The following is a 19,691-nucleotide window of genomic DNA, read 5'->3' on the forward strand; positions in this document are numbered from 1 at the left end:
CTTCGCTTACCATCCCGAGACTAACAGGGTGCGAGACAAGACAAGGGCTTCCTCTCGACATGTACCAGATCGCCATCGACACTGCCAATGCCCATGCCCTCGGGATGATCCCGGAGAGCTGCGGGGCGGTGACGGTGGGCTGCACCGATGTCGCGGGTGTTGTGGAGGCGGTGATCCAGTCCTCCAAGACCCTGCGCTCCGAGCACGAGGCGCTCGCCGAGACGGTCCGCGCACTGGAGGCCGACCAGACCAAGGTCGCCGAGGCATCGGACGAGGCGCGGCTGCTCTCGGAACGCGCCATCGAGCGGCTGTCGGAGGGGACGGCGCTGATCCAGTCCTCGCTCGGGCAGATCGCCTCGCTGATCGAGCTTGTCGACACGCTCGGCCAGCACGTCACCAGCTTCTCGGCAGCGATGGAGCAGGTGAGGAGATCGGCGCAAGACATTGGCGAGATTGCCGAAACCACCAACATCCTCGCCCTCAACGCGACCATCGAGGCGATGCGCGCAGGGGATGCCGGGCGCACCTTCGCGGTCGTCGCCGCCGAGGTGAAGAGCCTCGCCAGCGACACCCGCAAGGCCACCGAAGAAATCGCCTCGACCATCGACGCCCTGGGCGGCGAGGCCGCGGTGGTGATCGGCCGCATCGAGGCGGGCTCCAAGGCGAGCGGCGAGGCCCGTGCCTCGGTCGCGCGGATCGAGAGCACCATGGCCAATGTCGGCGCCCTGGTCGAGGAGGTCGACAAGCAGAACGACGTCATCGCCCGCTCTACCGGGACGATCTCCTCCCATGTCGACAAGGTCCAGCGGGTGCTGAACGGCTTCGATGCCGCCGCGCGCAAGAACGAGGATCGCCTGCACGGCGCCCATCGCAAGATGGAGGAGCTCGAGATCACCGCCTCGGAGATGTTCGATCGCATTGTTCATGCAGGACTTTCTCCCGAGGACAGCGCGATGGTGGCGCGGGCGCAGGCGATGTGCCAGGAGCTTGTCGCCCACACCGAGGCGGCGCTTGCCAAGGGCGCGATCAGCAGCGCGGCGATCTTCGACACCGACTATCAGCCCATCCCCGGCACCAATCCGCAGCTGTTCCGCACGCGCCTCACCGAGTGGGCCGACGCCGAGTGGCGCCCCTTCCTCGATCGGGCGAAGGGGAGCGATTCCAGAGTCTTGGCCGCCGCCTGCACCGACCTCAACGGCTTCCTTCCGACCCACATCACCGAGCGCAGCCGCAAGCCCACCGGCGACATCAACCACGACACCCAGTTCTGCCGCAACGGGCGGATCATGCTCGAGGCGATCGACCGCAAGGCCAAGGCCTCCTCCGCGCCCTACATGATGGCGGTCTACCGCCAGGAGGGCGACGGCGAGACCTATCATGTGGTCCGCAACGTCTATGTCCCCCTAGTTATCGGCGGCCGGCGCTGGGGCGATTTCGAGCTTGCCTACAGTTTTGACTGATTCTGGCCCTGCCGGGAGCGACGTCCTGCGCGTCGATTCCAGCCTGAATGCTCCTGACACGCCATGAAAATGGCCGCTTAAGAGGGGTCTGGAGGGGGTCTAGACGGGGTCTAAGGGGGGTCTAAGCGGGGTCTGGGCCGCTCTGCACGCCGGCTCGCCCAAGCCACGCTTCCGCTTGCGCCGCCAGACATACCGCTTTAGCCGTTAACCATCGCGGCTAACGAGAGGTGCGGGGGGTGCGGCTGGCGCGGCTCAGGGATGTGACGCTACTGGCGAGTGCTCTCGCGGCCAACTCCTGCGTCCCGAGCGCGTGGGGAGAAGAACCGCCACCCGCGCAGAGCGTCGCCGCCGCGACGGTCGCGGCGAAGCCGGCGCCCGAACCTCCGCCGACCCGCACCGTGGACGAGCTGCTCACCAGCGGGGTCGTGATCACGATCAGCCTTTCCTCGCAGCGCATGCATGTGTTCCGGGACGGCGTGTTGTGGCGTTCGAGCCCGGTGTCGACCGGGCGGCGCGGCAAGGCGACCCCGGCGGGCGTTTTCGCGGTGCTCCAGAAGAAGCCCTTCCACCGCTCGAACCGCTACAGCAACGCGCCCATGCCCTTCATGCAGCGCCTGACGTGGAGCGGCATCGCCATTCATGCAGGTCACCTGCCGGGCTACCCCGCCTCGCATGGCTGCATCAGAGTGCCCAAACCCTTCGCCAAGGAGCTTTACGCGATCACCAACCCGGCCGCGACCGCGGTCATCATTCACAAGGGGCCCCTGCGCAAGGGCGAGGAGGCGCTGGCGCTCGCGAAGGCCAGCGATGCCAGAGTTCCGATCGCGCCCGACCTCATCCGGCGCGAGCGGGCGATGCTGGCACGCCGATCGGACGAGGCCGCCCCGAGGCCGCCCGCCGCGCGGACGATTCCGGCCCCGCCGCCCGCTGCGGCCGCGCCTGCCGCAGGTCAGACCATCCAGCTCGCCGCCACGCTCTCCCCGGCGCTGGCCTCGGCCCACTGGGAGGAGATTGCCGGTCGAAGGCCCGAGTTGAAAGCCATGCGGATGGCGATCGTCCCGGCGGTGGTCAACGGCACCCAATACTACCGCCTGCGCGTCTCGGCCCCCGACGCCCATGCCACATGCAAGGCCTTGAAGCGCGACGGGATCGGCTGCTTTCCGGTCGGTTAGGCGACCTCGACCGGGTCAGACGAGCGGCGCCGAGCCCGGCCCGGCCTCGAGCACCGGCATCCCCGGCGGGAAGGGTGCCCAGCGCGGCGCGCTCTTGCCCCAGATGATCAGGCTCGGCGGACAGATCTCCGGATCGTCGAGCGTCCCCGCGCGCACCCGCATCGGCTGCTTCGGGCCGACGACGGTGCGGCTGAACATCTGCGCCCCGCACAGCTTGCAGAACCCCCGCTCGACGGTGTTGCCACTGTCGGCGACGAGCCTGAGCAGCGTCATCTCGCCCGAATAGGTGACGGCCTCCTCGTCGAAGAGCACGTTGACCGTCGCCATGCCGCTGGCGATCCGCTGGCAATCGCGGCACCAGCAGTAGCGCGCGCCCTGCGGCTCGGCAGCGGCGACGAACCGCACCGCGCCGCACAGGCAGCCGCCCTCGTGCACGCCCGCGCGCGCCTCAGGTGGGGTTGCGCCGCGCCATGAAGGCGAGGCGTTCGAAGAGCATGATGTCCTGCTCGTTCTTGAGCAGCGCCCCGTGCAGCGGAGGGATAGCGCTCGCGGGGTTGCTGCTCTGGAGCACGTCGAGCGGCATATCCTCGTTGAGCAGCAGCTTCAGCCAGTCGAGCAGCTCGCTCGTCGAGGGCTTCTTCTTGAGGCCCGGCACCTCGCGCAGGTCGTAGAAGATATCCATCGCCTTCTTCACCAGCGTCTTCTGGATGCCGGGGAAGTGGACGTCGATGATGTCCTGCATCGTCTCGCGGTCGGGGAACTTGATGTAGTGGAAGAAGCAGCGCCGTAGGAAGGCGTCGGGGAGCTCCTTCTCGTTGTTCGAGGTGATGACGACGATCGGGCGCTCCTTGGCCGCGATGCGCTCCTGCGTCTCGTAGACGTCGAAGCTCATGCGATCGAGTTCCTGGAGGAGGTCGTTCGGGAATTCGATATCGGCCTTGTCGATCTCGTCGATCAGCAGCACCGGGAGCTGCGGCGAGGTGAAGGCCTCCCACAGCTTGCCCTTCTTGATGTAGTTGCGGATGTCGTGGACCCGCTCTTCGCCGAGCTGGCCGTCGCGCAACCGGGCGACCGCGTCATATTCGTAGAGGCCCTGCTGCGCCTTGGTGGTCGACTTGATGTTCCACTCGATCAGCGGCGCGCCCAGCGCCTTGGCAATCTCGTGCGCGAGGACGGTCTTGCCGGTGCCGGGCTCGCCCTTGACGAGCAGCGGGCGGCGCAGGGTGACGGCGGCATTGACCGCGACCTTGAGGTCCTCGGTCGCGATGTAGGATTTGGTGCCTTCGAAACGCTGCTGCTGCTGGTCGGCCATGGGTTTTCCTGTGAGACTGAATTTCGCCCGGCCCGCACTAAGGCGCGCGCCGGGCGGGCGCAAGGGGGTGGGGGCCTGCCAAATCAGCGAGGCAGCTGGAGGATGCGCTGGGCGAGGGCGAGGGCCTTGGCGTCGTCGACCACGGCGGCGGGGTTGTTCCACCCCAGCGTCATCACCCAGTCGCGCCCCGCCTTGTCGGTGACGAGCCAGGTGAGATTGATGACCCCCGGCTCGCTGCCGCCCTTGAAGCCGGCATAGGCCCATCGCTCCTCGATGGCGGGGGTCGTCTGCGGGTTGATCGCGAGGATCGCGAAGGCCTGCGGGTCGGCGGTGCGGCGCATGAAGGCGAAGAGCCGCGCGATGTCGGCGGGCGAGGCGAACCATTCGAGGTCGAGCGCCTTGGGGCCGTTCGCGAAGGCGGCGTTCACCGCTTCGAGCGTGGGGACCTCGCCGGCGATCCCCTCGAGCAGGGCGGCGCGGGCCTGCGCGTTGCCGTTGCGATAGGCCGCGGTCAGCGCCGGGTCGGCCTTCAGCGCGAAAAGCTCGCGGGTGCTGAGGAAGGGCGCGTTGGCGGCGAGATGGCTGTGGCCGCTGTCCTTCATCGCCTCGAGGATGCGCTCGCGGCCGAGCACCCGGATCAGCTGGTCGGTCGCGGTGTTGTCGCTCAGCGAGATCATCAGGCTGGCGAGGCTGTGGAGCGTCACCGGCGCGCCCCTGGGCCAGTTCTGGAGCTGGCCGGAAGGCAGGCTCTTCTCGGAGAGCGGCACCACGTCGGACCACTTGCGCCTGCCCGCCTTCACGTCCTCGGCGAGCGCGGCGAGCACGTAGAGCTTGAAGGCCGAGCCCAGCGCGAGCGGCGTGTCGGGGTTGAGGCTTATGAGCGGCGCGCCGCCGTCGAGGGGCGCGAACCATGCGCCCACTGCGCCGGGCAGCGCGGCGAGGTCCGCGGCGGCCTTGGCAGGCGTGTCGCCGGCGACTGCGAGCGGCTCGATCGCGGTGAAGCGCAGCTCGTTGATGAGGTAGGCCTGTTCCGGATCGATCGCGAGACCGCCCTTGGCCACCCCGCGCTCGAAGCGGATCTCGAGCGCCGCGCGCGCACCCTCCCGGGGGCTCAGCACGCTGAGCTCGAGCGCGCGTCCGAGCTGCGCCGTGAGGTTGGTGCTCAGCGCCTTGATCTGCGCGTCTGGGATCGCGGCGCGGAAGCCGTCGGTGAACATCTCGTAGGGCTCCATCTCGCCGTTGAGCAGCCTCACCAGCTGGAGGCTGCGCGCGGCGAGCGGCGTGTCCGCGAGGATCAGCACGGGCTCTCGCGGCGGGGCGGGCGGCGGCGCCGGCGCCTGCTGCGCCGCGAGCGGCTGGAACCCCATCCCGAGGCAGGCAAGGGCGATGGCCGCCCGGCTCGTCAATCGCATGATTTCGCTCCCCATTCGCGGCCACACCGACTCGCGGGAGCGAGACTGGCAGGCTCCTTGCCCACATGCCAGCGGCTTGCGGCGATGGACACCCGCGGCGCGAGGCGGCAGGGAGGGTCGCATGAGGGCGGATTTCCTGCGCAGGGCGGAATGGCTGGGGGCCGAACGCGCGCGCGCCTACCTGATGCTGCTCGGCGGCGTGAACGTGGCGATGCTCGCGGCGATCCTGCTGGGCTCCGAGGGCGGGGTCGATGCCAACGGCTTCCTGATCGGGACCGACTTCATCAGCTTCTGGACCTCGGGGCAGATGCTCCGCAGGGGCGCGAACGTCTACGACATCGCCGCCCACGTCGCCGCCCAGCGCGAGTTCTACGCGCTGCCGGGCGAGTACACCGCGTTCTTCTATCCGCCCAATTTCCTGCCTTTCGTCTGGCCGCTGGGGTGGCTCGGCTACTTCCCGGCGCTCGCGGCGTGGCTGGCGGTGACGGGGGCGGCCTTCCTTGCGGCGATGCGGGCGTGGTTCCGCAGGCTGGGGCTGGATGGGCCGGGCTGGCTCCTCGCGCTCGCCTTCCCGCCGGTGATCGTCACGCTCACCCACGGCCAGACTGCCTTCCTCGTCGCGGCCCTCCTGGGGGGAGGGCTGCTGCTGGTCGAGAAGCGCCCGTGGCTGGCGGGCGTGCTGATCGGGCTCGCGACGATCAAGCCGCAGTTCGGACTGCTCGTGCCCGTCGCCCTGCTCGCGAGCGCACAATGGCGCGCCATCGCCGGGGCGGCGCTCTCGGCCTTGGCGTTGGCGGCGGCCTCGACCCTCGCCTTCGGGCCGCAGGTGTGGGGCGACTGGCTGGCGGTGACGCAGGCCGCGAGCAATGCCACGGCGACCGGCGAGATCGGCTTCGCCAAGATGGTCAGCCTCTTCGCCGGGCTGAGGCTCCTCGGCGCTCCGAGCGGGGCGGCCTTCGCGGTGCAGGTCGCAGCTTCCCTCGCGCTGGCGGTCACGGTGGCGGCGGCGGCGTGGCGGCGGGGGTTCACCCCGGGCCTTGCCGCGCTGGTGCTCGCCGGAGCGCCGCTCGCGACGCCCTTCGTGCTCGACTACGACATGGTGCTGACCGCCTTCCCGCTCGCCTACCTTTACGCCCGCGCCCGCGCCACCGGGTTCGGCGACTGGGAGCGCCTCGCGATCCTCGCCGCCTTCGCCGCCGCCGCCTTCGCCCGCCCGCTCGCGCTCGCCGCGGGGTTGCCGATCATGCCGGCGGTGCTGCTCGCGCTGTTCGTGCTGGTGCGCCGCCGGGTGCTGGCGGAGCGCGGCTGAGCTAGTTCGAGCCCGAGACGGTCAGGATCGCGCGGGGCACCCGCTCGGTGGTGACCGTGTCGAAGGACAGCACCATGCCATCGGCGGTGCATTCCTCGATCGTCGCGCCGCCGAGCCGGTAGGCGAGGTCGCGGTGGACGAGGTTCGCCTGGGCGATGTGGTTGCCCTTGACGCAGCCGTCCCAGCCCTTGCGCCGCCCGGTCGCCTGCCCCGTCGCCGCCTCGCGCGCGGTGAGGATCGCGACGCAGGCCGCCCCCGGGGGCGCGCCCGGTGCCGCGGAGGCCGCGCGCGCGCCCTTGGAGCTGATCACCTCGGGCGCCATCCAGCGACCCTTCTCCCCGGCGGCGGGGCAGCGGTGCGTGCCGGCATTGTGCACGCCCCACGAGAAGGACTCGACCTCGATCGTCCCGCCCGGCGCCGCGCTGCTCCCGCTGCCGAGATCGAGCACCGCCTCGCCCGCCGCAAGCACCGGCGCGGCCGCCGCGATGGCGAGCCCGGTTATCAGGACGGTGCGGGTCTTGAACGCACGTGTAGCCATGTCCTCTCTCCTGCGCATCTTCGTGTCGCTGGCGCAAAAAATGCGCCTCTTTCAAGCAATGTGCAATGAAGGAAAGGATCGGATCAGGAGCAAGCCCGAAAACCTTAAGGAAAACAGTCGGCGCGATGCTGGAGCGGAGCTCGCGATTACAGCCGCGGCAGGTGGGCGAGCGCGAACAGCGCGAAGAACAATGCGAGCATGACCACGGTGGCGACTTTCCACGCCCCGCTCGCCTGCGCCATGCCGCGGTCCCAGGTCCACCACCCGATCCCCGCGCTCGCCAGCACCGAGGCCGCGAGGTTCACCACCGGGTGCTGCCCCCCGAGGACCCCGAGCAGCACCGACTGCGCCACGTTCTGCGTCAGCAGCGCCGCGGTGAACCACACGATCGGCACCGGGCGATAGGCCGTGTCCGGCACCTCCCAGTCGGGGACCGAGGCATCGGGGCGCGCGAGGCGCCGGTCGCCGGCGAAGATCCCCGCCTCGTCCTCGCGCGCGTCGGGAGCCTCGCTCCCGCCCGGCTCACGCATCGATCAGGTCGCGGTCCACTTCGCCCGCGCGGTTCTGGATGAAGTTGAAGCGGTGTTCGGGATTGCGGCCCATCAGCTCGTCGACGAGCCGGGCGACGCTCGCGCGCTGCTCGTATTCGGCGGGCAGGGTGATGCGGATGAGGCTGCGGGTCTCGGGCGCCATCGTCGTCTCGCGCAATTGCTGCGGGTTCATCTCGCCGAGGCCCTTGAAGCGCGCGACCTCGACGCGCTTGCCCTTGAACACGCTCGCCTCGAGCTCGGCGCGGTGCGCGTCGTCGCGGGCGTAGCGGCTCTCCTTGCCGGCGGTGAGGCGATAGAGCGGGGGCTGGGCGAGGAACAGGTGCCCGGCGCGCACGATCTCGGGCATCTCCTGGAAGAAGAAGGTCATCAGCAGCGTCGCGATATGCGCGCCGTCGACGTCGGCGTCGGTCATGATGATGATGCGGTCATACCGGAGCGCGGTTGGGTCGCAGTCCTTGCGGGTGCCGCAGCCCATCGCGAGGATCAGGTCGGCGATCTCGCTGTTCGCGCGGATCTTGTCCGCCGTGGCGCTCGCCACGTTGAGGATCTTGCCGCGGATCGGCAGGATCGCCTGGCTCTTGCGGTCGCGCGCCTGCTTGGCGCTGCCGCCCGCGCTGTCCCCCTCGACGATGAACAGCTCGGTCTCGCGCCCGCCTTCGCCCGAACAATCGGTGAGCTTGCCCGGCAAGCGCAGCTTCTTGGCGTTGGTCGCGCTCTTGCGCTTGATCTCGCGCTCCTGCTTGCGCTTGAGGCGCTCGTCCATGCGCTCCATCACCTCGCCGAGCAGCGCCTTGCCGCGCTCCATGTTGTCGGTGAGGAAGTGGTCGAAATGATCGCGCACCGCGTTCTCGACGAGGCGCGCGGCCTCGGGCGAGGTGAGCCGGTCCTTGGTCTGCGACTGGAACTGGGGATCGCGGATGAACACGCTGAGCATCACCTCGGCGCCGGTCATCACGTCGTCGGCGGTGATGTCCTTCGCCTTCTTCTGGCCGACCAGCTCGCCGAAGGCGCGAAGCGCGCGGGTGAGGGCGGTGCGCAGCCCCTGCTCGTGGGTGCCGCCGTCGGGGGTGGGGACGGTGTTGCAATACCAGCTCGTCGCCCCGTCGGAATAGAGCGGCCAGGCGATCGCCCATTCCACGCGGCCCTGCTGCACGCCGTCGACGGCGGGGAAGTCCTGCGAGCCCGCGAAGGGCTGCGCGGTGACGCATTCGCGCGTGCCGATCTGCTCGGCGAGGTGATCGGCGAGCCCGCCGGGGAACTTGAAGACGGCCTCGGCGGGCACGTCCTCGGACGCCAGCGAAGGCGCGCATTTCCAGCGGATTTCCACGCCCGCGAAGAGGTAGGCCTTGGAGCGCGCCAGCTTGAACAGTCGCTTGGGATTGAAGCTCCGCTCGCCGAAGATCTCGGTGTCGGGAACGAAGGTGACGGTGGTGCCGCGGCGGTTGGGCGTGGCTCCGAGGCTCTGGATCGGCCCCTGCGTCTGCCCACGCGAGAACTCCTGCGCATAAAGCTGCTTGTCGCGCGCCACCTCGACGCGGGTGAAGGAGGACAGCGCGTTGACCACGCTGACGCCCACGCCGTGGAGGCCGCCGCTCGTCGCATAGGCCTTGCCGGAGAACTTGCCGCCCGAGTGCAGCGTCGAGAGGATCACCTCGAGCGTCGACTTGCCGGGGAACTTGGGGTGCTCGTCAACCGGGATGCCGCGGCCGTTGTCGGCGATCGAGAGGCGGTTGCCTTCCTCGAGGCGCATCTCGATCCGGGTCGCATGGCCCGCCACCGCCTCGTCCATCGCGTTGTCGAGCACCTCGGCGGCGAGGTGGTGGAAGGCGCGGTCGTCGGTCCCGCCGATATACATCCCCGGCCGGCGGCGCACCGGCTCCAGCCCCTCGAGCACCTCGATCGCGGAGGCATTGTAGTCGCCGCTCGAGGTCGGGGTGTTGGCGAAGAGGTCGTCGGGAGAGGTGTCGGCCATGGCGCGGCGCTTATAGGGCCGCGCCCCCGACCCTCACAAGCCACCCCCCGGGATTATACTCACTTGCCGAAGCCCGTCGGCGCGGGGTCGGCGACGGTGACGTCGCCCGCCTTGACCTCGCGCACCTCGAGCGCGCGCTCGACCACGCCGCTCCGCGAGAACCGGAAGGCCCCGTCGACCCCGAGAAAGCCGCCGCGGTCGTAGAGCATCGCCTTGGGGAAGGGCGTGCCGACCTTCCAGTCGCGCGCCACCCTCAGCGTCAGCAGCACCGCATCATAGCCGAGCGTCGCGACCCGGTAGGGCTGGCTGCCGAACCGTGCGGCATAGCTGTCGGCGAAGCGGCCGAAGCGCTGATCCGAGACCGCGGCGAACAGCGCGCCGTTGAGCCCCGCGGCCTTCGCGATCGAGGCCTCGCCGCTCCACAGCTCGGTGCCGAGGATGCGCGGCTTGGTGCGGCCCTTGGCGAGCTCGCCCGCCGCGTCGATCCCGAACCGCGCGGAGTCCGCGATCAGCACCGTGTCGAAGCCGCCCGCCGCCCTGAGGCGCGAGGCGGCGCTGACGATCGAGGTGTTGCCGCGCGTGTAGGTCTGCCGCGCCGCGACCGCGCCGCCGTAGTCCCTCAGGGCATTCTCGAGCGCCGATACCGAGCGGGTGCCGTAATCGCCCTCGGGCGCAAGGACGGCGAAGCGCGTCGCCCCCTTGGTGCGGGCATAGGCGACCGAGCGGCGGATCGACTGTTCGGGCATATGGCCGATCACGAAGACGTCGGGCGATGCCACCGAAGGGTCGTTGGCGAAGGCGATCACCGGCACCCCGGCAGGGCGCGCGGCGGCCTGCACCGTGGGCACCGCCTCGGCATTGAGGGGGCCGAGGATCAGCCGGTTGCCGTCGGCGATCGCCTTCCGCGCCGCGCCGCCGATCCCGTCGGCGGTGTCGTAGGTGGTGATGCGCAGGTTCGATGCCTTGGTGTCGAGCAGTGCCATCGTCGTCGCATTGGCGATCGCCTGGCCGACCCCGCCCGCCTCGCCCGAGAGCGGGACGAGCAGCGCGATGCGGTGGCGCCCGGTGTCGGTCGGGAGCGCGGTCTCGGAGGGCTCGGGGGCAGGGGCGGGGCCGGTCGTCGCCGGGCCGCTTCCCTTGGGCACCACCTGGCACCCCGCCGCGAGCAGCGCCGCACCCGCGAGCGCGAGATTGCGCCCCGTCACGTGCCGCGCGAATGTGCCGAACCGCCAGCCTTGCGCGGGCCCCATCCGAAGCTTCATCTCTTGCCGACCCCTCTGCCGTGCTCCATGAACCGGCCCGTCATGACCGCCGCGTTCCCCACTCCACCCGCAGGAACCCTCGAGCCCGGGGTGTATATCGTGGCGACCCCGATTGGCAACTTGGGCGACATCACGCTGCGCGCGATCGACGTGCTGCGCGGCGCTGCGCTGGTCGCCTGCGAGGACACGCGGGTCGCGGGCAAGCTGTTGAAACACTTGGGGATCAAGGCGCGGCTCCAGCGCCTCGACGATCACGCCTCGCCCGAGACGCGCGCCCGGATCATCGACGAAGCGAGGCAAATGCCAGTCGCATTGGTGTCGGATGCCGGGACGCCGCTGATCTCCGATCCGGGCTTCCGCCTGGTGCGCGAGGCGCGCGCGCGCGGGGTGACGGTGACGAGCATCCCCGGGCCGTGTGCGGCGATCAGCGCGCTGGCGATGGCGGGGCTGCCGTCGGACCGCTTCCTCTTCGCAGGCTTCCTGCCGGTCAAGGACAAGGCGCGGGTTGAGACGCTCGAGAGCCTCGCGGGGGTCGCCGCGACGCTGGTCTTCTACGAGACCGCGCCGCGCCTCGAACGATCCCTCGCGGCGATCGCCGAGCTGTGGCCGGCGCGCGAGGTGGCGGTGGCGCGCGAGTTGACGAAGCTCCACGAGGAATGCCGCACCGGCACCGCTGCGAGCCTCGCCGCGCACTATGCCGTGCATCCCCCCAAGGGCGAGATCGTGCTGCTGGTCGGCCCGCCCGGCGTGGACGAGGCCCCCGCGCCCGACACCGACGCCCTGCTGCGCGCGGCGCTCGCGGAGGCCGGGCCGGGCAAGGCGGCGGGGATCGTCGCGAAGGCGACCGGCGTCGACCGCGCCACGCTCTACGCGCGCGCGCTCGAATTGAAGGGCGGATGAGCGAGGAGCCGGTGAAGGTGGGCCGCACCCCCGAGCAGCGCCACGAAGCCGACCAGCGCGGCCGACAGGGCGAGGCCGAGGCGGCGATGTTCCTCGCCCATACCGGCTGGCGCATCCTCGCCGAGCGGGTCAAGACGAAGCGCGGCGAGATCGACCTCGTCGCGGCCAAGGCGGGCCTCGTCGCCTTCGTCGAGGTCAAGTGGCGCGCGCGCTCCGCCGACCTCGCCGAGGCCATCGACGAGCGCCGCCTGCGCCGCGTCGCCGCCGCGGTCGAGCTGGTCTGGCAGGATTATGCCTCCAGCGGTGAGGACATCCGCATCGACGTCATTCTGCTGGCGCCGGGGCGCAAGCCGACCCACATCGAGAATGCGTGGATGCCGTTCTCATGAACCCGCGCCCGCTTGCGCGTGGTGTCTCGACTTCGCTCGACACGAACGGCTAGGGAGGCGAACGAAACCCGTTCGTATCGAGCGGCGGTTTCAGGCGAATCCCTGAAACTGCAGTCGAGATACGCGAGCGCGAGGCCCCGATGACCCTGAGAATAGCCGTCCAGATGGACCCCCTCGACCGCATCAACATCGCAGGGGACAGCTCCTTCGCGCTGATGCTGTCCGCGCAGGAGCGGGGCTACACGGTCTACGAATACCACGTCGAGAGCCTCACCCTCGACGAGGACGACCGTCTCTTCGCCCACGCCTTCCCGGTGACGGTGCAGCGCGTCGTGGGCGACCACTTCACCCGCGGCGAGCAGGTGCGGCTCGATCTCGGGCGGGATGTCGACGTGGTGCTGATGCGCCAGGATCCGCCGTTCCACATGGGCTATATCACGGCGACCCACCTCCTCGAGCGGATTGGCAAGGAGACGCTGGTGGTCAACGACCCGGCGAACGTCCGCAACTCGCCGGAGAAGGTGATGGTGCTGAACTACCGCCGCTTCATGCCGCCGACGCTGGTGACGCGCTCGGTCGAGGAGGTGCGGCGCTTCATGGCGAAGCACGGCGCGATCGTGGTCAAGCCGATCCACGGCAACGGCGGCAAGGCGATCTTCCGCGTGCCCGAGACGGGCGAGAACCTCACCGCGCTGTTCGAGGTGTTCAACCAGACCTGGCCGGAGCCGCACATGGTCCAGCCCTTCCTCCCCGAGGTGGCGAAGGGCGACAAGCGCATCGTCCTCATCGATGGCGAGGTCGCGGGCGCGATCAACCGCATTCCGGGCGAGGGCGAGTTCCGCTCGAACCTCGCGATGGGCGGGAGTGCGCAACGCACTGAGCTCACGACACGCGAGCAGGAGATCTGCGCCGCCCTCGGGCCCGACTTGAAGCGCCTCGGCCTCACCTTCGTCGGCATCGACGTGATCGGCGGCAAGTGGCTGACCGAGATCAACGTCACCTCGCCGACGGGGATCGTGGCGATCGACCGCTTCAACGGCACCGACACGGCCGGCATGATCTGGGACGCGATCGCGGCGCGGGTTGCGGCGAGGGGGCGCGACTGATATTCTGTAGCGAGTGCTACAGGAGTCGCCGCCATGCCCGATCTGCTCGCCATCGTCCGCACCGTCATCGACGCGGTCGCCGCCAAGGACTACGACACCGCGCTCGCGTATTTCGCGGACGACTGCGAATACACCAACCTGCCGATGGGCAGCGTCACCGGCCCCGCGGGCGTGCGCGCGACGCTCGAGCCGTTCTTCGCACCCACCACCGCGAACGAGCTGATCGTCCTGCGCTCGGCGGTCGAGGGGGAGACGGTGTTCACCGAGCGGCTCGACCGGCACCGCATCGCCCGCGGCTGGGTCGAATTGCCGGTGACCGGCGTATTCGTCTTCCGCGACGGCAAAATTGCGGTATGGCGCGAATACTTCGATCTCGGCACGCTGCTGCGGCAATGGCCCGAGCTGGCTGCCGGGGCGACCTGACAGCGCTCGCCTGCGCGCGGCGGCAGCGGGCCGATCGCCAACCAACGGAAAGCCCTCGCGCACCATGACCGACTTCCTCCTCGAACTGCTCGACAAGGGCGGCTACCTCGGCATCTTCTTCCTGATGATGGCCGAGAACGTCTTCCCGCCGATCCCGTCCGAGGTCATCATGGGCGGGGCGGGGCTGCTCGTCGCGAAGGGACAGATGACCTTCGGCGCGGTGTGGGTGGTGGCGACGCTCGGGACGGTGGTCGGCAACCTGTTCTGGTACTGGATCGGCAAGGTCTGGAGCGAGGAGCAGCTGAAGCGCATCATCGACCGCTGGGGCCGCTGGCTGACCTTCGAGTGGGACGAGTTCACCAAGGCGCGCAACATCTTCCGCAAGTATGGCGACGGGATCGTCTTCGCCCTCAGGTTCTCGCCGATCCTGCGCACCATCGTCTCGCTTCCCGCGGGGCTGGCGCACATGAAGCTGTGGCGCTTCTGCCTGTTCACCTTCTTGGGCTCGGGGATCTGGAACGCGGTGCTGATCTTCGGCGGCCGCGCCGCCGCGCCGCTGGTCGAGCGCTTCGAGACATTCGCGGGCTACGGCGTGGTCGGTTTCGTGCTGCTGGGCGTGGTGTTCTACATCTACCGCGTGGTCACCTGGAAGCCGGTGCGCCATCACGAATCCGGCGAGTAGGCTCCTACCCCCGCGGGTGCGCCTTGCGGTAGTTCTCTAGCAGGGCCGCAGCATCGACGCGGGTGTAGATCTGGGTCGAGCCCAGCGAGGCGTGCCCGAGCAGCTCCTGGAGCGAGCGCAGGTCCGCCCCCGCGCCGAGCAGGTGGGTGGCGAAGGAATGCCTGAGCGCGTGCGGCGTCGCGGTCTCGGGCAGCCCCAGCGCGCGGCGCGCCTGCGCCACGGCGCGCTGCACCATGCCGGGGCTGAGCGGCCCGCCCTTGGCCCCGCGGAACAGAGGTCCGTTCGCGGGGAGAGGGAACGGGCAGAGCTTTACATACTCGGCGATCGCCGCCCGGGTGATCGGCAGCACCGGCACCACGCGCTGCTTGCCGCCCTTGCCGGTCACGCGCAGCACCTCGCCGGGGTCCGCCTCGCGGCCGGTGAGCGACAGCGCCTCGGCGATGCGCAGGCCCGCTCCGTAGAGCAGCAGCAGCACGGCGCGGTCGCGCGCGCCGATCCAGTCCTTCTCGGCGAGGTCGTCCACCAGCGCGGCGAGGTTCACCGCCTCGTCGGGGGTGACGGGGCGGGGGAGGCCCTTCTTGAGGCGCGGGCCCCTGAGGCGGGGGGGCGCCGGATCGGGATCGCCGGCCTGCTCGCGCGCGAAGGCGATGAAGGCCTTGAGCGCGGAGAGCTCGCGCGCCGCGCTGGCATTGCCAAGCCCCTCGGCACGCCGCGCCGCAAGATGCGTGCGCAGGTCGTGGACCTCGGTGCGCGCGGCATCCTCCCAGGTCTCGCACCCCCGCGCCGCGACGAGCCGCTGCGCCGCCGCCACATAAGCGCGCGCCGTGTGCGGCGAACGCCGGCGGTTCTCGGCGAGGTGCGCCCGCCACGCCTTGAGAAGCTCGGGGGCGCTCATGCTTCGACCAACGCGTCGGCAACCACCTCGGCGAGCAGCGCATCGAGCACGCCCCGCCCGGCGGGCAGCACCCCGATCCGATCGCCCTCGGCCCACATCATCCCGAGACCGCGCAAGCGGGCGAGGGCCTCCTCCTCCACCAGCCCCTCGCGCGGCAGGCCGAAGCGGACCGAGAGCGCGGCGAGGTCCACCCCCTCGGTGAGCCTGAGGCCCATCAGCAGCGCCTCTGCGGCCTGTTCGGCGGCATCGAGCGCGCGCGCCTCGGCAATCCCGTCGCCCTGCGCCGCGACCGCCGCGAGGAAATTCTCGGGCTTCTTGTGCCTGACCGTCGCCACGCCCCCGCGCCGTCCGTGGGCACCGGGGCCGATCCCGGCATAGTCCTGGTAGCGCCAATAGGCGAGGTTGTGGCGGCTCTCTTCGCCTGCGCGGGCGTGGTTGCTGGTCTCGTAGGCCGGCAGCCCCGCCGCGCCCGTCATCGCCTGCGTCACGTCGAACAGCTCGGCCGCCGCGTCGTCGCCGAGCGGCACGAGCCGCCCGCGCCGCACGTCGCTCGCAAAGCGCGTGCCGGGCTCGATAGTGAGCTGGTAGAGCGAGAGGTGCCCCGTCCCCAGGCCGAGCGCCCGGGCGAGGCGCGCCTCCCACAATTCCGGCGTGTGGCCGGGCAGGGCGTAGATCATGTCGAAGCTCACCCGCGCGAAGTGCTCCTGCGCGGTCGCGAGTGCACGCAGCGCCTCCTCGGCGCCGTGTAGCCGTCCGAGGAACCTGAGCTCCGCATCGTCCAGCGACTGCACCCCGAGCGACACGCGGTTGACCCCCGCCGCCGCCAGCCCTGCGAAGCTCGCCGCCTCGACCGAGGAGGGGTTGGCCTCGAGCGTTATCTCGATCCCTTGCGCGAAACCCCACAGGGCCTCGGCCTCGGCGAGCAGCGAAGCGACGAGGGCGGGCGGCATCAGCGAGGGGGTGCCGCCGCCGAAGAAGATCGAGGTGAGCGCCTCGCCCCCCGCCACCGCCGCCTCGGCGCGCATGTCGGCGATCAGCGCGGCCTCCCAAGCCGCGACATCGACCCCCTCGCGCACATGCGAGTTGAAGTCGCAATAGGGGCACTTCCTCGCGCAGAAGGGCCAGTGGATATAGAGTGCGCGGGCCATTAACGAGAGACTTTCGGGGCGGATTAACCGGTTGGGCCTCACGCATGAGGCCATGCCGACGCGAGCCGCCCTGAACCTTCCCTTGCGATGTGCCTGTGCAGCGCTGCTTATGGCAGCCGCGCCCGCCGCTCCGCAAGCCTCACGCGCGCCCACTCGGGAAGAGCACGATCTTCTCGAGGCCCACAACCTCGCCCGCGCCGAGGCGGGCGCACCGCCGCTCGCGTGGAGCGACCGGCTCGCACGCGACGCGGCGGGCTGGGCCGCGCACCTCGCCGCAAGCGGGCGCTACGATCACGCGAACCTCGAGCAGCGCCAAGGGCAAGGCGAGAACCTGTGGCGCGGGCCGCGGGGCCACTGGGACGCTTGGACCAAGGTCGGCTTCTTCGTCGCGGAGAAAGCGCTGTTCCGCCCCGGCCAGTTCCCCGAGGTCTCGGCGAGCGGGCGCTGGAGCGATGTCGCGCATTACACCCAGGTGATCTGGCCGCAGACCCGCGAGGTCGGCTGCGCGATCGCGACGACGCCGGCCGAGGAGGTGCTGGTGTGCCGCTACTGGCCGGCGGGCAACATCTGGGGCTACCCCATCGACCCCGGCGCCCCGCAGGTCGCGCGGCGCTGAACCGTCAGCCGAACTGCGCAGCGACGAGCTTGGCGAAGGCGTCGGCGCGGTGGCTGATCGCGTGCTTCTCCTCCGGCGCGATCTCGGCGAAGGTCTGGGTCTGCCCGGTCGGCACGAAGACGGGATCGTAGCCGAAGCCGAGGCGACCTCGCGGCGGCCAGATCAGCGCGCCCGGGCAGCTCCCCTCGTAGATCGCGTATTCCCCGTCGGGCCAGGCGATCGCGAGCACGCAGTGAAAGGCGGCGGAGCGGTCGACCCCGGGGCCTTTCTCGGCGAGCAGGCCCTCGACCTTGCCCATCGCCATATACCAGTCGCGCCCCGGCGCGCCCTCGAACCATTGCCGCTCGGCCCAGTCGGCGGTGTAGACCCCGGGGCGTCCATCGAGTGCCGCCACCGAGAGCCCGCTGTCGTCGGCGAGCGCCGCCAGCCCCGAAGCCTCCGCCGCCGCCCGCGCCTTGAGCAGCGCGTTCTGCGCGAAGGTGGTCCCGGTCTCGGCCGGCTCGGGCAGGCCGAGCGAACCGGCGGAGAGGCACTTGACGCCATAGGGCTCGAGCAGCGCCGAGATTTCCTTCAGCTTGCCCGCGTTGTGCGTGGCGATCACCAGCGAGCCGGAGCCAAGCTTTCGGGTCACTTCACCGCATCCATCTGCGCCGCGAAGATCCGGTCGCAGCCGATCCGGGCGAGGCGCAGGAGGCGCAGCAGGCCCTCCTCGTCATAGGTCGCGCCCTCGGCGGTCGCCTGCACCTCGGCGATCTTCCCGCCCGAGAGGAGCACGAAGTTCCCGTCGGCATCCGCGCTCGAATCCTCGTCGTAGTCGAGGTCGAGCACCGGCGTGCCCTTGTAGATCCCGCAGGAGACCGCCGCGACCTGCGCTTGAATCGGATCGTGCTTGATGTCGCCCGACTTCAGCAAGCCGTTCACCGCGAGCCGCAGCGCGATCCACGCGCCCGAGATCGCCGCGGTGCGGGTGCCGCCATCGGCCTGGATGACGTCGCAATCGAGGGTGATCTGCCGCTCGCCGAGCTTCTGGAGATCGACCACGGCGCGCAAGCTCCTGCCGATAAGCCGCTGGATTTCCTGCGTGCGGCCCGACTGCTTGCCCTTGGCCGCCTCGCGCGCCCCGCGGGTGTGCGTGGCGCGGGGGAGCATCGAGTATTCGCCCGTCACCCAGCCTTCGCCCTTGCCGCGCAGCCACGGCGGGACGCCCTTCTCGACGCTCGCGGTGCACAGAACCTTGGTGTCGCCGAAGCCGATCAGGCACGAGCCCTCGGCGTGGCGGGTGAAGCCGGTCTGAACCGTGATGGCGCGCATCTCGTCGGGCGCGCGTCCGGATGGGCGCATGTTCGTTTCTCCAATCGGGAAAACCCGTTCGCCCCGAGCTTGTCGAAGGGCTGCATTTCTCTTGGGAACCCCCGCTAGAAGAAAGTGCACTGCTTCGACAAGCTCAGCACGAGCGGAATTTGAGTTTGGGGGCAACATTTCCTAGTTTGCCAGGCATGACCTCGCTCCCCGTCACCGAACTGACCCAGCGTGCGCGCGACATCTTCCAGCGCGTGGTGGAGGAATATATCGCGAGCGGGCAGCCGGTCGGCTCCAAGACACTCGCGGCGGACGGGGCGCTCAACCTCTCGCCCGCCTCGATCCGCTCGGTGCTGGCGGACCTCGAGACCTTGGGCCTGCTCGCCGCGCCGCATACCAGCGCGGGGCGGATGCCGACCGATGCGGGCTTAAGGATCTTCGTCGACGGGATGATGCGCGTCGCCGAGCCGACCCGCGAGGAGCAGGCGGCGATCGAGGCGCGGCTCGCAGAAGCCGGCCCGCTCGAGGCGGCGTTGAAGCAGGCCTCCGCGATCCTCTCCGACCTCTCGGGCGCGGCGGGGATGGTGCTGGTCGCGCCGCGCGAACACAAGCTCGCCCAGTTCAACCTCGTCGACCTCGGGCAGGGCCGCGCGCTCGCCGTGCTGGTGGGGGAGGACGGCGGGGTCGAGAACCGCGTCCTGACGATCGGGGGCGCGCTGAGCCACGCCGCGCTCGAGGCTGCGTCGAACTACATCACCGCGCGGCTCGCCGGGCGCACCCTCGCCGAGGCGGCGCAGGCGATGCGCGCCGAGATCGCCGCGGGCCGGTCGCAGCTCGACGATGCCTCGCGCGACCTCGTCGAGCGCGGCCTCGCGGTGTGGAGCGAGGACGCCGCCGCGCGCCCCGTCCTCATCGTGCGCGGCGCGGCGAACCTCCTCGACGAGGCGGCATTGGGCGACATCGAGCGGGTGCGGATGCTGCTCGAGGACCTCGAGAACAAGCAGTCGGTCGCGCAGCTCCTCGATTCGGCGCGCGAGGCCGAGGCGACCCGCATCTTCATCGGCAGCGAGAACCGGCTGTTCGCGCTTTCGGGCTCCAGCGTCATCGCCTCGCCCTACCGCGACCGCGAGGGGCGGGTGGTCGGCGTGCTGGGCGTTATCGGCCCGACGCGGTTGAATTACGCGCGGGTCGTGCCCATGGTGGACCTCACCGCCCGATCGCTGGGCAAGCTCATCGCTTGAATGG

At 70.3% G+C, this 19,691-nt stretch carries 21 protein-coding genes; 10 read left to right on the forward strand and 11 right to left on the reverse strand.

Annotated elements, in window-relative coordinates; genetic code table 11:
• Positions 1-59: 59 nt before the first annotated feature.
• Entirely contained in the window at positions 60-1,460 is a 1,401-nt protein-coding gene (locus tag ACLBKU_RS09090; protein WP_410179232.1) for a methyl-accepting chemotaxis protein, read from the forward strand.
• A gap of 236 nt (positions 1,461-1,696) precedes the next feature.
• Positions 1,697-2,632, forward strand: a complete 936-nt coding sequence (locus ACLBKU_RS09095) for a L,D-transpeptidase family protein (RefSeq protein WP_410179233.1) — start codon at positions 1,697-1,699, stop codon at positions 2,630-2,632.
• 15 nt (positions 2,633-2,647) lie between these two features.
• On the opposite strand, the gene ACLBKU_RS09100 is transcribed toward ACLBKU_RS09095, so the two are convergent.
• From ACLBKU_RS09100 to ACLBKU_RS09110, 3 genes are all read right to left on the reverse strand, one after another.
• Entirely contained in the window at positions 2,648-3,067 is a 420-nt protein-coding gene (locus ACLBKU_RS09100) for a GFA family protein (protein ID WP_410179234.1), read from the reverse strand.
• A 13-nt stretch (positions 3,068-3,080) separates the two neighbouring features.
• Positions 3,081-3,944, reverse strand: a complete 864-nt coding sequence (locus ACLBKU_RS09105; protein ID WP_410179235.1) for an AAA family ATPase — start codon at positions 3,942-3,944, stop codon at positions 3,081-3,083.
• Between the two features lie 83 nt (positions 3,945-4,027).
• Positions 4,028-5,356 carry a serine hydrolase gene (locus ACLBKU_RS09110; RefSeq protein WP_410179236.1) on the reverse strand — a complete coding sequence of 443 codons (1,329 nt, stop codon included), beginning with the start codon at positions 5,354-5,356 and terminating at the stop codon, positions 4,028-4,030.
• A 121-nt stretch (positions 5,357-5,477) separates the two neighbouring features.
• Between ACLBKU_RS09110 and ACLBKU_RS09115 the strand changes: the two genes are divergently transcribed.
• Complete coding sequence (locus ACLBKU_RS09115; RefSeq protein WP_410179237.1) at positions 5,478-6,665, forward strand: glycosyltransferase family 87 protein; 1,188 nt, start codon at positions 5,478-5,480, stop codon at positions 6,663-6,665.
• A gap of 1 nt (position 6,666) precedes the next feature.
• On the opposite strand, the gene ACLBKU_RS09120 is transcribed toward ACLBKU_RS09115, so the two are convergent.
• From ACLBKU_RS09120 to ACLBKU_RS09135, 4 genes are all read right to left on the reverse strand, one after another.
• Positions 6,667-7,203 (reverse strand): hypothetical protein, encoded by a 537-nt coding sequence (locus ACLBKU_RS09120; RefSeq protein WP_410179238.1) that lies wholly within the window; start codon positions 7,201-7,203, stop codon positions 6,667-6,669.
• A 146-nt stretch (positions 7,204-7,349) separates the two neighbouring features.
• Positions 7,350-7,733 (reverse strand): hypothetical protein, encoded by a 384-nt coding sequence (locus ACLBKU_RS09125; protein WP_410179239.1) that lies wholly within the window; start codon positions 7,731-7,733, stop codon positions 7,350-7,352.
• Complete coding sequence (parE, locus tag ACLBKU_RS09130) at positions 7,726-9,726, reverse strand: DNA topoisomerase IV subunit B (protein ID WP_410179240.1); 2,001 nt, start codon at positions 9,724-9,726, stop codon at positions 7,726-7,728. Before parE ends, ACLBKU_RS09125 begins: the two co-directional genes overlap by 8 nt.
• A gap of 59 nt (positions 9,727-9,785) precedes the next feature.
• Positions 9,786-10,988, reverse strand: a complete 1,203-nt coding sequence (locus ACLBKU_RS09135) for a penicillin-binding protein activator (RefSeq protein WP_410179241.1) — start codon at positions 10,986-10,988, stop codon at positions 9,786-9,788.
• A 42-nt stretch (positions 10,989-11,030) separates the two neighbouring features.
• On the opposite strand from ACLBKU_RS09135, the gene rsmI reads away from it, so the two are divergent.
• The 5 genes from rsmI (at position 11,031) to ACLBKU_RS09160 (ending at position 14,488) form a co-directional block, all read left to right on the forward strand.
• A complete protein-coding gene (gene rsmI / locus ACLBKU_RS09140; RefSeq protein WP_410179242.1) occupies positions 11,031-11,888 on the forward strand; it encodes a 16S rRNA (cytidine(1402)-2'-O)-methyltransferase in 858 nt (285 codons plus the stop codon).
• Positions 11,885-12,277, forward strand: a complete 393-nt coding sequence (locus tag ACLBKU_RS09145) for a YraN family protein (protein WP_410179243.1) — start codon at positions 11,885-11,887, stop codon at positions 12,275-12,277. The genes rsmI and ACLBKU_RS09145 overlap by 4 nt, the downstream gene beginning before the upstream one ends.
• A gap of 140 nt (positions 12,278-12,417) precedes the next feature.
• Positions 12,418-13,383, forward strand: a complete 966-nt coding sequence (gene gshB / locus ACLBKU_RS09150; protein WP_410179244.1) for a glutathione synthase — start codon at positions 12,418-12,420, stop codon at positions 13,381-13,383.
• A gap of 33 nt (positions 13,384-13,416) precedes the next feature.
• The gene (locus ACLBKU_RS09155) at positions 13,417-13,806 is read left to right on the forward strand and encodes a limonene-1,2-epoxide hydrolase family protein (RefSeq protein ID WP_410179245.1); all 390 of its coding nucleotides are present in this window, start codon (positions 13,417-13,419) and stop codon (positions 13,804-13,806) included.
• Between the two features lie 64 nt (positions 13,807-13,870).
• A complete protein-coding gene (locus ACLBKU_RS09160; protein ID WP_410179246.1) occupies positions 13,871-14,488 on the forward strand; it encodes a DedA family protein in 618 nt (205 codons plus the stop codon).
• A 4-nt stretch (positions 14,489-14,492) separates the two neighbouring features.
• Here the strand turns inward: ACLBKU_RS09160 and ACLBKU_RS09165 are convergent, their stop codons facing one another.
• Together ACLBKU_RS09165 and hemW are read right to left on the reverse strand one after the other, a co-directional pair.
• Entirely contained in the window at positions 14,493-15,383 is an 891-nt protein-coding gene (locus ACLBKU_RS09165; RefSeq protein ID WP_410179247.1) for a tyrosine recombinase XerC, read from the reverse strand.
• Positions 15,380-16,531: a radical SAM family heme chaperone HemW gene (gene hemW, locus ACLBKU_RS09170; protein ID WP_410179248.1), complete on the reverse strand. Its 1,152-nt coding sequence runs from the start codon at positions 16,529-16,531 to the stop codon at positions 15,380-15,382. The genes ACLBKU_RS09165 and hemW overlap by 4 nt, the downstream gene beginning before the upstream one ends.
• A gap of 109 nt (positions 16,532-16,640) precedes the next feature.
• On the opposite strand from hemW, the gene ACLBKU_RS09175 reads away from it, so the two are divergent.
• Entirely contained in the window at positions 16,641-17,147 is a 507-nt protein-coding gene (locus ACLBKU_RS09175) for a CAP domain-containing protein (protein WP_410179249.1), read from the forward strand.
• Between the two features lie 4 nt (positions 17,148-17,151).
• On the opposite strand, the gene rdgB is transcribed toward ACLBKU_RS09175, so the two are convergent.
• Together rdgB and rph are read right to left on the reverse strand one after the other, a co-directional pair.
• Positions 17,152-17,778, reverse strand: a complete 627-nt coding sequence (gene rdgB, locus ACLBKU_RS09180) for an RdgB/HAM1 family non-canonical purine NTP pyrophosphatase (protein WP_410179250.1) — start codon at positions 17,776-17,778, stop codon at positions 17,152-17,154.
• Positions 17,775-18,488 carry a ribonuclease PH gene (gene rph, locus ACLBKU_RS09185; protein WP_410179251.1) on the reverse strand — a complete coding sequence of 238 codons (714 nt, stop codon included), beginning with the start codon at positions 18,486-18,488 and terminating at the stop codon, positions 17,775-17,777. Before rph ends, rdgB begins: the two co-directional genes overlap by 4 nt.
• Before the next feature lie 155 nt (positions 18,489-18,643).
• Here rph and hrcA point away from each other — a divergent pair, with 155 nt between their 5' ends.
• Positions 18,644-19,687 carry a heat-inducible transcriptional repressor HrcA gene (hrcA, locus tag ACLBKU_RS09190; protein ID WP_410179252.1) on the forward strand — a complete coding sequence of 348 codons (1,044 nt, stop codon included), beginning with the start codon at positions 18,644-18,646 and terminating at the stop codon, positions 19,685-19,687.
• The last annotated feature ends 4 nt before the right edge of the window (positions 19,688-19,691 follow it).

Source organism: Erythrobacter sp. NE805, from assembly GCF_046452355.1.
Lineage (GTDB): Bacteria > Pseudomonadota > Alphaproteobacteria > Sphingomonadales > Sphingomonadaceae > Erythrobacter.

What these genes read in the sequence shown, in the direction of transcription:
- ACLBKU_RS09090 (WP_410179232.1), top strand. Translation starts at nt 60, where the DNA reads ATGTACCAGATCGCCATCGACACTGCCAATGCCCATGCCCTCGGGATG.
- ACLBKU_RS09105 (WP_410179235.1), bottom strand. Translation starts at nt 3,944, where the DNA reads ATGGCCGACCAGCAGCAGCAGCGTTTCGAAGGCACCAAATCCTACATC.
- ACLBKU_RS09110 (WP_410179236.1), bottom strand. Translation starts at nt 5,356, where the DNA reads ATGCGATTGACGAGCCGGGCGGCCATCGCCCTTGCCTGCCTCGGGATG.
- ACLBKU_RS09115 (WP_410179237.1), top strand. Translation starts at nt 5,478, where the DNA reads ATGAGGGCGGATTTCCTGCGCAGGGCGGAATGGCTGGGGGCCGAACGC.
- ACLBKU_RS09120 (WP_410179238.1), bottom strand. Translation starts at nt 7,203, where the DNA reads ATGGCTACACGTGCGTTCAAGACCCGCACCGTCCTGATAACCGGGCTC.
- ACLBKU_RS09125 (WP_410179239.1), bottom strand. Translation starts at nt 7,733, where the DNA reads ATGCGTGAGCCGGGCGGGAGCGAGGCTCCCGACGCGCGCGAGGACGAG.
- parE (WP_410179240.1), bottom strand. Translation starts at nt 9,726, where the DNA reads ATGGCCGACACCTCTCCCGACGACCTCTTCGCCAACACCCCGACCTCG.
- ACLBKU_RS09135 (WP_410179241.1), bottom strand. Translation starts at nt 10,988, where the DNA reads ATGAAGCTTCGGATGGGGCCCGCGCAAGGCTGGCGGTTCGGCACATTC.
- rsmI (WP_410179242.1), top strand. Translation starts at nt 11,031, where the DNA reads ATGACCGCCGCGTTCCCCACTCCACCCGCAGGAACCCTCGAGCCCGGG.
- ACLBKU_RS09145 (WP_410179243.1), top strand. Translation starts at nt 11,885, where the DNA reads ATGAGCGAGGAGCCGGTGAAGGTGGGCCGCACCCCCGAGCAGCGCCAC.
- gshB (WP_410179244.1), top strand. Translation starts at nt 12,418, where the DNA reads ATGACCCTGAGAATAGCCGTCCAGATGGACCCCCTCGACCGCATCAAC.
- ACLBKU_RS09155 (WP_410179245.1), top strand. Translation starts at nt 13,417, where the DNA reads ATGCCCGATCTGCTCGCCATCGTCCGCACCGTCATCGACGCGGTCGCC.
- ACLBKU_RS09160 (WP_410179246.1), top strand. Translation starts at nt 13,871, where the DNA reads ATGACCGACTTCCTCCTCGAACTGCTCGACAAGGGCGGCTACCTCGGC.
- ACLBKU_RS09165 (WP_410179247.1), bottom strand. Translation starts at nt 15,383, where the DNA reads ATGAGCGCCCCCGAGCTTCTCAAGGCGTGGCGGGCGCACCTCGCCGAG.
- hemW (WP_410179248.1), bottom strand. Translation starts at nt 16,531, where the DNA reads ATGGCCCGCGCACTCTATATCCACTGGCCCTTCTGCGCGAGGAAGTGC.
- ACLBKU_RS09175 (WP_410179249.1), top strand. Translation starts at nt 16,641, where the DNA reads ATGGCAGCCGCGCCCGCCGCTCCGCAAGCCTCACGCGCGCCCACTCGG.
- rph (WP_410179251.1), bottom strand. Translation starts at nt 18,488, where the DNA reads ATGCGCCCATCCGGACGCGCGCCCGACGAGATGCGCGCCATCACGGTT.
- hrcA (WP_410179252.1), top strand. Translation starts at nt 18,644, where the DNA reads ATGACCTCGCTCCCCGTCACCGAACTGACCCAGCGTGCGCGCGACATC.